Source organism: Campylobacter sp. 2018MI01, from assembly GCF_018501205.1.
Classification (GTDB): Bacteria; Campylobacterota; Campylobacteria; order Campylobacterales; family Campylobacteraceae; genus Campylobacter_E.
In genome coordinates this window covers 1-15438 of the sequence record NZ_JAHCZE010000012.1, presented here as the reverse complement: position 1 = coordinate 15438, position 15438 = coordinate 1, and the positions used below count along the sequence as shown (strand labels likewise).

General features: G+C 26.2%; 11 protein-coding genes, 1 other RNA gene and 1 pseudogene. 11 read left to right on the top strand and 2 right to left on the bottom strand.

Annotated elements, in window-relative coordinates; genetic code table 11:
• Positions 1 to 9: 9 nt before the first annotated feature.
• Positions 10 to 1812 carry a biotin/lipoyl-containing protein gene (locus KJQ97_RS03420; RefSeq protein WP_214119964.1) on the top strand — a complete coding sequence of 601 codons (1803 nt, stop codon included), beginning with the start codon at positions 10 to 12 and terminating at the stop codon, positions 1810 to 1812.
• Positions 1813 to 1861: 49 nt separating this feature from the next.
• Here the strand turns inward: KJQ97_RS03420 and ruvC are convergent, their stop codons facing one another.
• Entirely contained in the window at positions 1862 to 2335 is a 474-nt protein-coding gene (gene ruvC / locus KJQ97_RS03415; RefSeq protein ID WP_214116175.1) for a crossover junction endodeoxyribonuclease RuvC, read from the bottom strand.
• Between the two features lie 346 nt (positions 2336 to 2681).
• On the opposite strand from ruvC, the gene dnaA reads away from it, so the two are divergent.
• The 6 genes and pseudogenes from dnaA to KJQ97_RS03385 all read left to right on the top strand — a co-directional run.
• Positions 2682 to 3998, top strand: coding sequence for a chromosomal replication initiator protein DnaA (gene dnaA / locus KJQ97_RS03410; protein ID WP_214119963.1), 1317 nt, complete (start codon positions 2682 to 2684; stop codon positions 3996 to 3998).
• A 26-nt stretch (positions 3999 to 4024) separates the two neighbouring features.
• Complete coding sequence (gene dnaN / locus KJQ97_RS03405) at positions 4025 to 5107, top strand: DNA polymerase III subunit beta (RefSeq protein ID WP_214116171.1); 1083 nt, start codon at positions 4025 to 4027, stop codon at positions 5105 to 5107.
• 9 nt (positions 5108 to 5116) lie between these two features.
• Positions 5117 to 7429 carry a DNA topoisomerase (ATP-hydrolyzing) subunit B gene (gyrB, locus tag KJQ97_RS03400; protein WP_214116169.1) on the top strand — a complete coding sequence of 771 codons (2313 nt, stop codon included), beginning with the start codon at positions 5117 to 5119 and terminating at the stop codon, positions 7427 to 7429.
• The gene (locus tag KJQ97_RS03395; protein ID WP_214119962.1) at positions 7426 to 8754 is read left to right on the top strand and encodes an EAL domain-containing protein; all 1329 of its coding nucleotides are present in this window, start codon (positions 7426 to 7428) and stop codon (positions 8752 to 8754) included. Before gyrB ends, KJQ97_RS03395 begins: the two co-directional genes overlap by 4 nt.
• Positions 8751 to 9173 carry a preQ(1) synthase gene (queF, locus tag KJQ97_RS03390; RefSeq protein ID WP_214119961.1) on the top strand — a complete coding sequence of 141 codons (423 nt, stop codon included), beginning with the start codon at positions 8751 to 8753 and terminating at the stop codon, positions 9171 to 9173. The genes KJQ97_RS03395 and queF overlap by 4 nt, the downstream gene beginning before the upstream one ends.
• A pseudogene (locus KJQ97_RS03385) lies at positions 9173 to 10363 on the top strand (HD domain-containing protein); the annotation flags it as partial. The gene queF and the pseudogene KJQ97_RS03385, both read left to right, overlap by 1 nt.
• On the opposite strand, the gene ffs reads toward KJQ97_RS03385, so the two are convergent.
• Positions 10364 to 10461: signal recognition particle sRNA small type (gene ffs / locus KJQ97_RS10035), an RNA gene on the bottom strand.
• Positions 10462 to 10504: 43 nt separating this feature from the next.
• Here ffs and KJQ97_RS03380 point away from each other — a divergent pair.
• The 4 genes from KJQ97_RS03380 to KJQ97_RS03365 form a co-directional block, all read left to right on the top strand.
• Positions 10505 to 10936, top strand: a complete 432-nt coding sequence (locus KJQ97_RS03380) for a hypothetical protein (RefSeq protein WP_214116160.1) — start codon at positions 10505 to 10507, stop codon at positions 10934 to 10936.
• A gap of 47 nt (positions 10937 to 10983) precedes the next feature.
• Complete coding sequence (gene pyrG, locus KJQ97_RS03375; RefSeq protein WP_214116158.1) at positions 10984 to 12585, top strand: CTP synthase; 1602 nt, start codon at positions 10984 to 10986, stop codon at positions 12583 to 12585.
• Positions 12573 to 14150 carry a single-stranded-DNA-specific exonuclease RecJ gene (recJ, locus tag KJQ97_RS03370; RefSeq protein WP_214119959.1) on the top strand — a complete coding sequence of 526 codons (1578 nt, stop codon included), beginning with the start codon at positions 12573 to 12575 and terminating at the stop codon, positions 14148 to 14150. Before pyrG ends, recJ begins: the two co-directional genes overlap by 13 nt.
• 75 nt (positions 14151 to 14225) lie before the next feature.
• Positions 14226 to 15438 (top strand): hypothetical protein (locus KJQ97_RS03365; RefSeq protein WP_214119958.1); only part of this gene is annotated, 1213 nt, incomplete at its 3' end.

Genomic DNA, 15438 nt, shown 5'->3' with positions numbered 1-15438 from the left:
GAGAGAAAAATGGCTAAAAAATATATAGATATTATGGATACAAGTTTTCGTGATGGCTTTCAATCAGTTTATGGAGCTAGAGTTTTAATGAATGATTTTTTCCCAGCATTACAAGCTGCAAAAGAAGCTGGGATAAGGCATTTTGAATTTGGTGGCGGGGCAAGATTTCAAAGCCTTTATTTTTATACAAACGAAGACGCATTTACTATGATGGATAAATTCCGTGAAATTGTAGGAGATGGTATTAATCTTCAAACCCTTGCTCGTGGAGTAAATACCGTTACACTTGATACTGGTAGTCGTGAAATAATAGATTTACACGCAAAATTATTCGCAAAACACGGAACTACTACGATTAGAAATTTTGACGCTTTAAATGATGTTGAGAATTTAAAATATAGTGGCGAAAGAATAGTGCATTATGGTTTAAAACACGAAATTGTAATAACTATGATGGATTTACCAATAGGTTGCAAAGGCGCTCACGATACTAAGTTTTATGAAAAAACCTTAAAAGAAATTTTAAAAGCTAATATCCCATTTCATAGCATTTGTTTTAAAGACGCATCAGGGACAAGTAATCCACAAAAAGTATATGAAACAATAAAAATGGCTAGAAAACTTTTACCTGCAAATACTCATATTAGACTTCATACTCACGAAAGTGCAGGTGTTAGTGTAGCTTGTTATTTAGCAGCACTTGAAGCTGGTGTTGATGGAATTGACCTTGCAGCAGCTCCTGTTAGTGGTGGAACAAGTCAGCCTGATATTCTTACAATGTTACACGCTGTAAAAGGTAAAAATTATGATTTAGGTGGGCTTGAAGTTGAAAAAATCTTAAAATATGAAGAAGTATTTAAAGATTGTATGAAAGATTATTTTATGCCACCTGAAGCTATACAAGTTAGTCCATTAATACCGATTTCACCTATGCCAGGTGGAGCATTAACAGCGAATACTCAAATGATGAGAGATAATAATGTATTAGATAAATTCCCTGATACTATAAAAGCGATGAGCGAAGTGGTAAAAAAAGGTGGCTTTGGAACTAGTGTAACTCCTGTTAGTCAATTTTATTTCCAACAAGCATTTAATAATGTAATGTTTGGCGAATGGAAAAAAATCGCAGAAGGCTATGGCAAAATGGTTTTAGGCTATTTTGGAAAAACCCCTGTAGCACCAGATCCAAAAATAGTAAAACTTGCAAGCGAACAATTAAATCTAAAACCAACAAAAGAAAAAGCAATAGATTTAGCCGACCTTGATGAGACAAAATCACTTAAATACATTGAAAAAATACTTAAAAAAGAAGGTATTTTAGTAACTGATGAAAATCTATTCATAGTTGCAGCTTGTAAAGAAAAAGGATTAGCATTTTTAAAAGGTGAAGCAAAAGTCAATGTTAGAAAAATTTCTCAAAATACTAAATCAAATTCTAACAATCTTTATTCAGTGCAAGTCAATGATAAAACCTATGATGTAGAAATTGAAAAAGATAAAATTTTAGTAAATGGCAATAGCTACGAAGTAAAAGTAAAAGAAAAAGAAAATACTTCAAAAATTATTGAAAAACAAGAAATTTCACAATCAATAGCTAATGATAAAAGCATTTTAGCCTCAATGTCAGGAAATGTGTTTAAAGTGCTTGTAAAAGCAGGAGATAAAGTAAAAGCAGGGCAAGAATTATTTATTCTTGAAGCTATGAAAATGGAAGTTCCAATTGAAGCAACGAGTGATGGAACAATAGATAAAATACTTGTAAAACAAGGAGATAATGTAGAAGCTATGCAAATTTTAGCTAGTTTAAAATAAATTTTAGAATCTGTTTTTACAGATTCTAATATATCTTTAAGTTAATATTTTAAGTATTTTTTATATAAAAACTATGAGTTAATGCAACCGCCATTGCGTCGGTTATATCAAGTGGTTTTATTTCTTTATTGATTTTTAAAAGCTTTTTAACCATAAAAGCTACTTGTTCTTTCTCTGCTTTTGCTTTGCCTGTGATTGTTTTTTTAACTTGTAAAGCTGTATATTCACTAAAATTCCCATAAGTTTGCAAGATTTTAAGTAGCATTGCTCCACGAAATTGTGCGAGTTTTAAAACACTTTGCGGATTATAAGCAAAAAATATATTTTCAACCGCCACACTAGCATTTGGGACTTTTTTAAAAATCATTTCTAAAGCTTCGTTTAATTCTAAAATATTATCTATTAATTCTTTACTCTTAAATCTTATTAGACCTGCTTCTAAAAGAGTATTTGTGCTGCCATTTTTTTCTAAAAGGCAATATCCACAAAATCTAGTTCCTGGGTCAAATCCTAAAATTTTCATATGTGAAATCCTTGTGAAATTTAAAATTATTTTTTTATGAAATGCTTATTATTACGATAAATTTCTTAATGAAATAGAATTTCACATAAACTGATTTTTATAGAATTTCACGAAAATTTATAAGAATTTTAAAAATTACAATAAAAATTCATAAAAAAATTTCACTAAATTAAAGAATTTTTTAAAGAGCTTGTGAAATTTATGATGAAATATTGTAAATTGTTTGTATATTTTTGGTATATTTTTTCACTATTAAATGCATTGATATATAGGTGTTTTAAATATTTTTAAACAAATATTACTAGATTTTCACATCATCAAAGGTAATAACAAAAAAGAGGAATAAATGTTAAATAAAATTCTAAAAGAATTAAAAGTATTAATTGGAGAAAATCAATATAAAAATTATTTTGAAATTTTACAAATTAATGAAAGCAAAAATAATGAAATAATTCTAAATGCACCTAATCAATTCATAGCTAAACATATTCAAACAAAATACCAAAATATATTAGAAAAAATAGCAGAAAAAACAAATAGTAAAAAATATAAAATTACAATTCAAGTAAATAATGAAAAAATAAACAAACCACAAGAAACTCAACCAATAGTAGCTAAAAAACAAATTTCAATATTAAATCAAAGTCTTACTTTTGATAATTTCATAGTAGGACAAAGTAATGAGTTTGCTTATAGAATTTGTAAAACAATAACAGATGAAAATAAATTTGGAAAAGACTTTAATCCAATTTTTATATATTCAAATACAGGTTTAGGTAAAACGCATTTATTGCACGCTAGTGGACATGAATGTTTAGAACTTGGAAAAAAAGTAATATATAAAACTTCAAAAGGATTTAAAAAAGATTATTATAATGCTATATTAACAAATAAATTTGATAGTTTTAATAGTGAATATAAAGATTGTGATTTATTATTAATTGATGATATTCAGTTCTTAGGCACTACTGATAAAATGCAAGAAGAATTTTTTCATATTTTCAATGATATTATTGAAAGAAAAGGACAAATTATAATAACTTCTGATGTAGCACCAAAAAATCTAAATGGAATTGAAGATAGATTAAAATCAAGATTTAATAAAGGAGTTCTTGCAAATATTAGTGTCCCTGATATAGAAACTAAAAAAGCAATTATTAAGAAAAAAAGCCTTGTATATGATATAGAATTAAATGATGAAATGATTAATACTATTGCTAATTATATAGGTGAAAATGTAAGGGATTTAGAAGGAATTATAAATTATATTTACGCTTTTCAAAGTATAAGAAAACAAAAAATAACCTTAGATGATTTAAAAAATCAAATAAAAGAATACATTAAAGAAAATCAATCAAATATTGAAATTGAAGATATTTTTGATATAGTAAGTTCAGAATTAAATGTAAAAACAAGCGAAATAAAATCAAGTTCTAAAAAACAAGAAATAGTAAAAGCTAAAAGAATAGTTATATTTTTAACTAAAGAATTAATTTCAAATTCAGTAAGTCAAATAGCAACTCATTTTCAAATGAAAGACCATAGTGCTATTTCAAAACATATTAAAAAAATAAATGAAATGATATGTCTTGATGATGATTTTAGAAGCCTAGTAGAACATTTAAAAAATAAAATAATAAACTCAAAAAATAAAGATTATTAAATATAATAAAGCGAAAAAGGAAGAATATGGAAATACAAATAGACAAAAAGAGATTAGAAAATATAGCTTTAATAGTTAGCAATTATGTTGAGAAAAAAGATAATACAAGTTTAAATTCTAATATTTTATTATTAGCTTATAACAATGAATTAATTTTAAGAGCAAGTGATAGTGAAATAGGAATTGAATATAAAATCCAAGAATGTAATATTATAAATGAAGGGCAAATTTTTATCAATGCTAAAAAATTAATTGATATTTTAAAAAGCCTTGATAATAGCGATATTAAAATCAAAAAATTAGAAAAATCTATCAAAATTACCCAAAATAAAACTAATTTTTCATTGCCAATAAATAGTGAAAATAATTTTTCTTTCTTAGAAGATGAAAATAGCAAAACACCTATTTTAATAAGTGCAAAAGAACTAAATATCGGCTTTAAAATGATTTTACCTGCTGTTGATAATAATGGTATTTCTTTTCAATTTAATTGCTGTTATATAGATATTTTAAAAGATAGCATTGTTTTTGTAGGAAGCGATTCTAAAAGAATTCACAAATATTCATTCATAGCTCAAAATGAATACGAACAAAGATTAATAATTACAAAAAAATCAGCTCAAGAACTACAAAAATTATTAAATGAAGAAGTAAGAGTTTATAAAACAAATAATTATTTAATCATTGAAAATGATAATTTTAAATTCTTTACAAAATTAGCAACTATTGATTTTTTAAGATATGTTGAAGTAATGCCACATAAATTACCTACAAATGAAATTATCATTAAAAACGAAGACTTTTTAAATGAAATAAAAAAACTAAGTGCAGTTTGCACAAAATGTCAAATAGAATTTGAAACCGGTAAAATCACATTTAAAAATAATGCTTTAAGTGATGATTTTAACGAAACAAATGCTACAAGTGAGCTAGAAACAAATATTACTATAGAAGATAAATTTGAAATAAATCTTACAAACAAACATATGATGGATTTTTTACATTTAAATGAAAATGAATATTTCACATTTAAATTCTATTCATCAGCAGCTCCTGTTGTGTTAGAAAGTAAAAATTTCTTATCACTAATATCAGCAAATAAAAACTAAGGATAAATAATGCAAGAAAATTATGCAGAAAGTAAAATTAAAGTATTAAAAGGACTAGAAGCAGTTAGAAAACGCCCTGGAATGTATATTGGCGATACTAACTTTAATGGTCTTCATCATATGGTTTATGAAGTAGTTGATAACTCTATTGATGAAGCTATGGCTGGCTTTTGTAATACTATTGATATTGAAATTACCAAAGAAGGTTCTTGTATAGTTACTGATAATGGTCGTGGAATTCCTGTTGGAATTCACCCAACTGAAAATATCTCAACTCTAACCGTTGTTTTAACCGTTCTTCACGCTGGTGGAAAATTTGATAAAGATACTTATAAGGTTAGTGGTGGTTTGCACGGCGTTGGTGTATCGGTTGTAAATGCACTTTCATCTAAATTAATTGCAACCGTTAAAAGAGATGGAAATACTCATAGACAAGAATTTTCTAAAGGTATTCCAACAAGTGAGTTAGAAATAATTAAAACAACCAATCGCACAGGAACTAGTATAGAGTTTTTCCCTGACCCTGAGATATTTGAAGTAGTTGAGTTTGATTATGATACTTTAGCTAAGAGATTTCGTGAATTAGCATATTTAAATCCACAAATTACTATTAATTTTAAAGACCAAAGAAATGGTAAAAGCGAAACTTATCATTATGATGGTGGTATTTCTCAATTTGTAACTGATTTAAATAAAAAAGAAGCTGTTACAAATGTAATTGCATTTAATGATGAAGCAGAAGATGTAGTTGTAGATATTGCATTAATGTATAATGATACTTATAGTGAGACTTTATTTTCATTCGTAAATAACATTAAAACTGCAGATGGTGGAACTCACGAAGCAGGCTTTAGAATGGGGCTTACAAAGGTAATTACAAGTTATATTGAAGCAAATGCAGCCGCTAGAGAAAAAGATATAAAAATAACAGGTGAAGATACTAAAGAAGGACTTATTGCAATAGTTAGTGTAAAAGTTCCTGAACCACAATTTGAAGGACAAACTAAAGGTAAATTAGGTAGTTCTTATGTTCGTGGTATAGTAAATAAAATTACAAACGATGCTTTAACTAAATTCTTTGAAGAAAATCCAAACGATGCTCGTGCTATTATGAATAAAGCTTTAATGGCTGCAAGAGGTCGTGAAGCAGCAAAAAAAGCAAGAGAATTAACTCGTAAAAAAGAAAGCATAAGTGTAGGGACTTTACCTGGAAAATTAGCTGATTGTTCTTCAAAAGACCCTGAAATTAGAGAAATATATTTAGTAGAGGGCGATAGTGCGGGTGGTTCTGCTAAACAAGGAAGAAATAGGGAATTTCAAGCAATTTTACCTTTAAAAGGAAAAATCTTAAATGTTGAAAAATCACACCTTGATAAAATCTTAAAATCTGATGAAATTAAAAATATGATTACGGCATTTGGTTGTGGAATAGGCGATGATTTTGATATAGAAAAATTAAGATACCATAAAATTATCATTATGACAGATGCTGATGTTGATGGTTCTCATATTCAAACTCTAATTCTTACATTTTTCTTTAGATTTATGCAAGAATTAATTAGAAATGGACATGTATATTTAGCTCAACCACCATTATATCGCTATAAAAAAGGTCAAAGAAAAGAAATATATTTAAAAGATGAAAAAGCTTTAAATGATTATTTGATTGAAACTGGAGTTGAGAATTTAGAATTTAGTGGAATTGGGACAAATGATTTAAAAGATTTCTTAAAAGTTGTAGCAGCTTATAGAAGTATTTTAAATGAGCTTAAAAAACGCTTTAATGTGATTGAATTAATTAGACATTATGTTGAAAATCCTGATATTTTAGCTCTTAATATGCAAGAGATTTTTAAAGTATCAAAAGAATTTTTAGAAGCAAAAGGATTTAATATATTAAATCATTATCTTAGTGAAGATGAGATTAAAATCTATGTTCAAACTCAAAATGGTTTAGAAGAAATAGTTGTAAATAATGATTTATTTTATAGTCCATATTTTGAAGAAGCTTCTTATATTTATAAAAAAATTGAAGAAAGAAATATTTTTAATGATAAAGATTTCTTAGAAGTTCTTGATGAAGTTGAAAAAAATGCTAAAAAAGGAACTTATATTCAGCGTTATAAAGGTCTTGGTGAGATGAACCCAGAACAATTATGGGAAACTACAATGGACCCTGAAAATCGCCGTTTAATTCAAATTAGTGTTGATGATTTTGATAGGGCTAGTGGAGTGTTTAATTTATTTATGGGAGATGAAGTTGAACCTCGCCGTGAATATATTCAAGCACACGCTAAAGATGTAAAACACTTAGATATATGACAATTAGTAAAAAAATTGAAAGAAAAAATAGGCAAGATGCAGCTATTAAGCTCATTATGCCTTTATTACTATTAGTTTTTGCTTTTGTATATTTGCAAGAATTTAACGAAATAGTTTTTAAACCATTAGATATATTAGTAATTTTATGTTTTATATTTTTGTATTTTTATTATTTTGTTTTTGTAATTTATAAATCAGTAAAACATAATGTAATTGATGAAAAAACTGGGACTTTATTACAAAGTGAATTTACAAAATATCTAAATAATGATGATTTTATAGTGTTTTTTACAATTTCTAATATAAACGAAATTAAATTAATGCTAGGGTTTAATAAAAGTGATAGATTGTTAAAAAAATTAATTGATAAATTCTATGCGTGGGATGAAAATCTAATAATAGGTAGGATTACTACTGCTGATTTTATGATTTTAAGTAGTTCAAAGCATAAAACCTTGCAACACGAAATTAAAAAAATATTTTTAGAAATTAAAAGAGAAAGAATAGATGGAGTTGATTTTAAGTGCTATTATTCTATTATAAAATCAAGTATTAATTTTAATAAACTTTATTTAGAAGCACAAAATAGATTAAAAGATGATGTAGATGTAGCTACTGAAAATATCATTACTAATAGTGTTGTAAGCTCTATAAATAAGAGTGATTTTTTCTTAAAAATCCAAAGGCTAGAAGGCGAAGAAGAAATATATTATTTAAATTATAGGATTAATTCAGATTATCCAGAGAAAATATCTCAAGCAAAATTAGAAGAAATAATTATTAAAAATAATTTAGAATTTAATTATTATAAAAATCTTTTAGAACTTTTAGCGAAAGAATATCATTTTGATAATAGGATTATTATTAAAATATCTCCTGATTTTTTAAGGAATTTAAATTTCTTATTTTATTTAGGAGAATATTTTATTAAGCACCCTAATACAAATGGGAAAATTATTTTTGAATTTTTTGAAAATGATGTTTATTATGATATGCCAAGATTTGAAGAAATAATAAAAGAATATAGAGAAATTAATATCAATTTTGCCCTAAATCGTATAGGTTCGCCTAGTTCTTTAGAATATTTAAAACGATTAGAATTTGAATTTGGTATTTTTGATATTGAGTTTAATAAAAATGTAAAAAATGAAAAATATTTTATAATTTATGAAAATTTATTTAATTTATGTAAAAACCTAAATATCAAAACTATTATGAGATTTATTGATAATAAAAATCTACTTGATTTAACAAAAGATATTAAATTTGATTATTATCAAGGCTTTTTATTTTATAAGGACAAAAATCTTAAGGAGATGAAATGAAAGAAAAATTAAAATACGGACAAAAAGAAATAAAAAAAATTAAAGGTAAAAAATTAGAGCGTTGGGAAAATAAGCAAAAAAATGATTATGTTATTAAAATAACTCTACCTGAATTTGCTTGTCTTTGCCCAAGAAGTGGTTATCCTGATTTTGCAACATTATATTTAGAATATATACCTAATAAATGGGTAGTTGAACTTAAAGCAATTAAACTTTATGTTAATTCATTTTATAACAAAAACATAAGCCACGAAGATAGTATAAATAAGATTTATAATACTCTTAAAAAGCGTTTAAAACCAAAATATATTAAATTAGTTGGAGATTTTAATCCTCGTGGTAATGTTCATACGGTGATTGAGTGTTGCTCTGATACGGAAATTAAAAAAGAAAAGAAAAAAGATAAAAAGGATAAATAATGATTAGCCCAGAGCTTGTTTTACATATTTTTAAGGCTGCTTCAATTTCAAGATGGAATGATTTTCCTAGAATTTGTAATTTAGTTGAACTTGATAAACAAGCTCATAAGGCTATTATTGCTTATTTTTTAGCAAAAAGTGAAAAAGACATTGATATGAGATTTTTACTTAATGCTATTGTTGTTGAGTTTATTTCTCGTGTAATAGTTACTGATATTCGCCCTGATGTATTAAATGAAATCAAAAAAACAAAACAAAAAGAATTAGATGAATGGATACAAAAACAATTTAGTTTAATCAATAAAAACGATGATTTTTTAAAAATTTTTAATAATTATTACAATGATAAAACTCACGAAAAAGAAAAATTTATTTTAAAAGCAGCAGGGTATTTATCAACTAGATATGAGTTTTCATTCATATATCCAAATGTTAGTAATTATGAAGAAATTAAAGCTAAGTTAGATGAAGAATTAGAAGATTATTTAGAAATTTTAGCAGTTCAAAAAATATCATTAAATCAAAAATTAGCTAAGGTAATTGATTTAAGTGGTCGTTTAAGATTTCAAAAGCGTTGGGCTCAAACTCCTAGAATTCCTGAAACAAGTGTTTTAGGACATATGTTAGTAGTAGCTGTTTTAAGCTATTTTTATTGTCTTAAAATAAAAGCTTGTGATACTAGATTTATTAGTAACTTCTTTTGTGCTATTTTTCACGATTTACCAGAAAGTCTTACAAGAGATATTATTACACCTGTTAAATACGGAATTGATGGGCTTAGTGAGATAATAAGTGATTATGAGCTTAAATTAATTGATGAAAAGATTTTACCTTTTGTGCCTAATAATATAAGAGCTGAATTTGCTTATCTTTTAGGAATTTATAATGAAGATGGTAAGATTAAAAAAGATGAATTTAAAAATAGAATAAATAAAGAAAATGTAAAAATTATTCAAAATCCAAACGATTATAATGAAGATTGTTTTAATACAATTGATGGAAAAATGCTTAAAGCTTGTGATAAAACTGGAGCTTTTTTAGAAGCAATCATTTCTAATTATTACGGCGTTAAATCTAAGGATTTAAAAAATGGTTATTCAAAGATTTTAAATGATTTTAAAGAAAATCCTAAAATTGGTGAAGTAAATTTTTATGAAATGTTAAAAGAATTTGAAGAGTTTTTTACAAACCCAAGCCAAGAGACTTGCGGCACACACTCATAAAAAGTGCTCTGCTATGTTCCCATCCTGAAGCTCTGCTTTTTACAAACATTGCACAAGGCTTGACTTGAGAAAACGCATTTTAAGATAAAATGACTTAATAGAGGGTAAATGAAATTAGATTTAATTTATATTTTTTTAGCGAATTTAAGAATTACTTTTATAGGAGTTAATAATTCTTTTGATTTAAGAGCTAAATTAATTTCTTGTATTGCAGGAGTTGTTAAAGATGAAAGACAAGATTTAAAGCGAAAAATAGAACAACTCTCAAAAGAAATCTATAAAAAAGAAATTAAAAGAAGAATATTTTTAGCGACCATTTATCAATATATAAAATATATTAAACAAGATACAATGGGAGTTGATAATATACTTAAAGGAATTAAAAAATTAACTAAACAAAATCCAAAACTAAAGCGAAAAATTAATTTCGTTCAACTTGATAGATTAGTATTGAAAAAATCAATTAAAGAAGGCGAAGAAGAAATTGAAGATTTCGCACAAATTAGGGTTTTAGAATTTTTAAAAAACGAAGTTATTTGATTGGTTATTAAAATTATATACAATAAAAAAAACTGATAGGAAAAAGTATGGCTAAATTTATATTTGTAACAGGTGGAGTTTTAAGCTCACTTGGTAAAGGAATTGCAGCAGCTAGTATTGCAAGTTTATTAAAACAAAGTGGATTAAAGGTAAGTATTTTAAAGGCTGACCCTTATATAAATATTGACCCAGGAACTATGAGCCCACTTGAACACGGAGAAGTTTTTGTTACAAAAGATGGTGCAGAAACTGACCTTGATTTAGGACATTATGAAAGATTTTTAGATGAAGATTTAACTCATCTTAATAACTTTACTACAGGAAAAGTATATCAAAGCGTAATTGAAAAAGAACGCCGTGGAGAATATCTAGGTAAAACTATTCAAGTAATTCCACACATTGTAGGCGAAATTGCTAGTAGAATGGAAGCAGCAGCTTTAAATCAAGATGTTTTAGTAGTAGAAATCGGTGGAACGGTTGGAGATATTGAAGGCTTACCATTTCTTGAAGCAATTCGTTCTTTAGGACTTAAATACGGAAAAAATAATGTATTTTACGCACATTTAACTCTTGTTCCTTTTATAAAAGTAGCAGGAGAATTAAAAACTAAACCAACCCAACATTCAGTTGGAGAATTAAGAAGAATAGGTATTAGTCCTGATATGATAATAGCTCGTAGTGAAATCCCACTAGGCGATGAAATAAAAGAAAAAATTGCAAAGAGTTGCGGTGTAGAAATTGATTGTGTAATAGAAAGTATTGATGCAAAAAGCATATATCAAATTCCACTTAAATTTTTAGAACAAAATATACTTTTACCTATTGCAAAACATTTAAATCTAAAGCTAAAAACTCCTAATTTAAAAGAGTATGAAGCATTAACAGAAAAAATAATTAATCCAAGCAAAAAAGTTAAAATTGCTTTCGTAGGAAAATATATAGATTTAAAAGAAAGTTATAAATCTTTAACAGAAGCACTAATTCACGCAGGTGCAAATCTTGATACAAAAGTAGAGATTAATTGGATAGATAGTGAAGAATTAAAAGATGAAAATGATTTAGCTGGAAATGATGGAATACTTGTAGCTGGTGGATTTGGACAGCGTGGTGTTGAAGGTAAAATCAAGGCTATTAAATATGCTCGTGAAAATAATATTCCATTTTTAGGAATTTGTCTTGGAATGCAGCTTAGTTTAATTGAATTTGCTAGAAATGTTATAAAACTTGATGATGCAAATTCAACTGAATTTGATGAGAATACTAAAAATCCTATTGTTTATTTAATTGATGAATTTATTAATCAATCAGGTTCAAAAGAAATCAGAACAATAAAAACTCCATTAGGTGGGACTTTAAGACTTGGTGAATATGTTTGTAATATAAAAGAAGGCACACTTTTAAGTAAGTTATATAATTCTAAAGTAGCTTATGAAAGACATCGCCATCGCTATGAAGCTAACTCAAAATATCGTGATTTATACGAGCAAAATGGACTTATTATTAGTGGAGAATCAAATGGACTTATTGAAGCTATTGAAAATACAAATAATGATTTCTTCGTAGCCGTTCAATATCATCCTGAATTTACTTCAAGGCTAACTAAAGCAAATCCTGTCATCTTAGGCTTTATTAGACAATGCTTGCACTAAATAAAACTAAAATTAAGCAGGTTTTAGAAGATAGATTTAAAAACGATTTTCATAAAAGCCTTAGCACTATTCCAAAACCTCATACCTTTAAGGATATGAATAAAGCAGCAATTAGAATAGCTAAGGCAATAAAAAATAAAGAAAAAATAGCAGTAGTAGGAGATTATGATGTAGATGGCATAGTATCTTCTACTATTATGAGTGAATTTTTTGCTAATTTAGGTGTAGAAATAATTGTTAAAATTCCAAATCGTTTTAGCGATGGATATGGAATTAGCGAAGATATAGTGAGTAATTTAGACGCTAGTTTAATAATCACGGTTGATAATGGAATAGTAGCGTATGAAGCTGCAAATAAATGTAAAGAATTAGGTATAGATTTAATAATAAGCGATCATCACACCCCAGGAGATACTTTACCAAATGCTTATGCTGTAATTAATCCAAAAAGAGATGATTGTGATTTTTCTAAGCATATTAATTGTGAGATTTGCGGGGCACAAGTAGCTTGGTGGCTATGTGGGGCTATTAAAAAAGAATTAGATATAGAATACAATATGGCTAGTTTTTTAGATTTATTGTGTATTGCAATTGTTGCTGATATGATGAATTTAAATGATTTAAATCATATATTAGTTCGTTATGGCTTAAAAGAGTTAAATAAATTAAATCGTCCTGCTTTTGTAGTTTTAAAAGAAAAATATAAAAAGAAATTCTTTGATTATGAGAGTATTCCGTTTTTAATAGCACCATTATTAAATGCTAGTGGAAGAATGGATGATGCTAGTATTTCTTATAAATTTTTAAGAGCAAAAAGCCTTAATGAAGCTAAGAATTTATTAGAAATAATAGAAAAATTAAACCAAGATAGAAAAGAACAAGAAAAGCAAAGTTTTTTAGAAAGCATAGAATTTGCAAACGAAAATGATAAAGTAATCATAGCTTATTCTAAGAATTGGCATAAGGGTATTTTAGGCATAGTTGCAGGTCGTTTAGCTAAACAATTTAATAAACCTAGTTTTGTTTTTAATATTGAAGATGACTTAGCAAAAGGAAGTGCTAGAAGCGTAGCAGAGCTTGATATTTTAGAGCTTTTATCAAATGTTAGCGATATTTTGACTAATTACGGCGGACATAAAGGAGCTGCTGGACTTGCTTTAAAGGTTGAACATTTAAAAGAATTTAAAACAAGGCTAAATAATTTAGAACTTAATTATAATGATATTGATTTTTGTGATACTACTAATACTTTAGGCGAGTTAGAATTTAGCGAAATTGATATGGAATTATTAGATATTTTAAGTGATTTTGAACCCTTTGGACAAGGTAATGAAAAGCCATTTTTTATAAGTAAAGGCGTAATTATTAAAAATCTAGTTTTATTAAACGAAAAGCACTTAAAATGCACTTTTACTCAAAATAATTTAACTTTTGAAGCGATTTGTTTTAATTGTGATTTTATCCCATTTGAAAATGAATGTGTCAATATTCATTATAGTTTGCAAAAAAATTATTTCAAACCTAGCCCTACAATTCAGCTAAATATTTCTAATATTTATATTTAATATTTTAAAATAACTTAATTTTATTTAATATTAATTTATGTAATACAAATTTATGTAAAAAATAAAGGTTTTTTAATGAAAAATATTTTTAAATTAAGTATAGTTCTTACAACTATTTTATATTCATATGATGCTACAAATATTGTTGGTGACTTAACAAAAAATATAGACATAAAACAAACAGGAATATCTAGTATTAAAGCCAATAAAATAGATGATAGTATTTATTCAACTTTTGTAATTAATGGCACATTAACTACAAATAGTATAGAAAATAAAAATCTAATATTTGATTATAAAAATACACAAATTGATAATAAAGATTATTTAATATTAGTATCTGGCGGTAATTTTACAGATAATGGTTCTATTTTTATTTCTCAAGGCAATAGTGTATTTAGTAATAATATAGAAGCTATTAAAATAAAAAATAATGGAATAGTTACTCTAATTAATTCTAGTGTTTATGCTGGTAATGCTGATAGAACAGATTTTCAATTTGCTTCTGCTATTTTAATAGATAAGGGGACATTAAATTTAAATAATTCTTTAGTAGAAGGAGGTTATCAGCGTGGTAGAAGTTATCAAGCTATTAATGCTCGTAGTTTTGGAACTGATAAAACCTATTTAAATATAAGTGGTTCAATCATAAAAGCAGGAGATAATGATATAAAATCAACAGCTATTATGGCTAATCAATCAAGCACTATTGTAATAGATGATACTAAAAATAATAAAGGCTCTAATATAACAGGGTATATAAATACTGATGGAGATTTTACTATTAAGGGTATTTATAAAAATAATGCAAATTTCATTGCAAAATCAAGCAATACTATGAATGCTACAAATAATACTTTTGATACTATTATCAATTCAAGCACTAAAACAAATCTCGGAAAAAATGCAAATATTGACAAAGCTTATATTGGTGGTGGTCTTGATTTAAATAAAAGTTCAACTTCTACTGGAACATTTATAATTACAAATAGTTATATTAAAGGCGATATTGTAAATTCTGATGATATTAGACTTATAAAAACTCTAAAACCTACTATAAATTCTAAAATAACCTTAGATAATGTTTATTTAGATGGGGCTTTAAATAATTATTCAGGAGAAATAAAAAGCTCTAATTCAGTATTTAATAAAATTGTAAAAAGTGAATATGTAAGCAAAATTGATGATACTAATTCAATTTTTAAAGGTGGTTTTAGTGCTGATGAAATAATTTTAAATAAAAGCACTTTAGAAGGATTTAAATTACCATCTATAAGTGATGCTAAAT

Excerpts from the sequence above, each read along its gene's own strand:
- ruvC (WP_214116175.1), bottom strand. The coding sequence starts at position 2,335 with ATGAAAATTTTAGGATTTGACCCAGGAACTAGATTTTGTGGATATTGC.
- gyrB (WP_214116169.1), top strand. The coding sequence starts at position 5,117 with ATGCAAGAAAATTATGCAGAAAGTAAAATTAAAGTATTAAAAGGACTA.
- KJQ97_RS03380 (WP_214116160.1), top strand. The coding sequence starts at position 10,505 with ATGAAATTAGATTTAATTTATATTTTTTTAGCGAATTTAAGAATTACT.
- pyrG (WP_214116158.1), top strand. The coding sequence starts at position 10,984 with ATGGCTAAATTTATATTTGTAACAGGTGGAGTTTTAAGCTCACTTGGT.
- KJQ97_RS03395 (WP_214119962.1), top strand. The coding sequence starts at position 7,426 with ATGACAATTAGTAAAAAAATTGAAAGAAAAAATAGGCAAGATGCAGCT.
- queF (WP_214119961.1), top strand. The coding sequence starts at position 8,751 with ATGAAAGAAAAATTAAAATACGGACAAAAAGAAATAAAAAAAATTAAA.
- dnaN (WP_214116171.1), top strand. The coding sequence starts at position 4,025 with ATGGAAATACAAATAGACAAAAAGAGATTAGAAAATATAGCTTTAATA.
- KJQ97_RS03420 (WP_214119964.1), top strand. The coding sequence starts at position 10 with ATGGCTAAAAAATATATAGATATTATGGATACAAGTTTTCGTGATGGC.
- recJ (WP_214119959.1), top strand. The coding sequence starts at position 12,573 with ATGCTTGCACTAAATAAAACTAAAATTAAGCAGGTTTTAGAAGATAGA.
- dnaA (WP_214119963.1), top strand. The coding sequence starts at position 2,682 with ATGTTAAATAAAATTCTAAAAGAATTAAAAGTATTAATTGGAGAAAAT.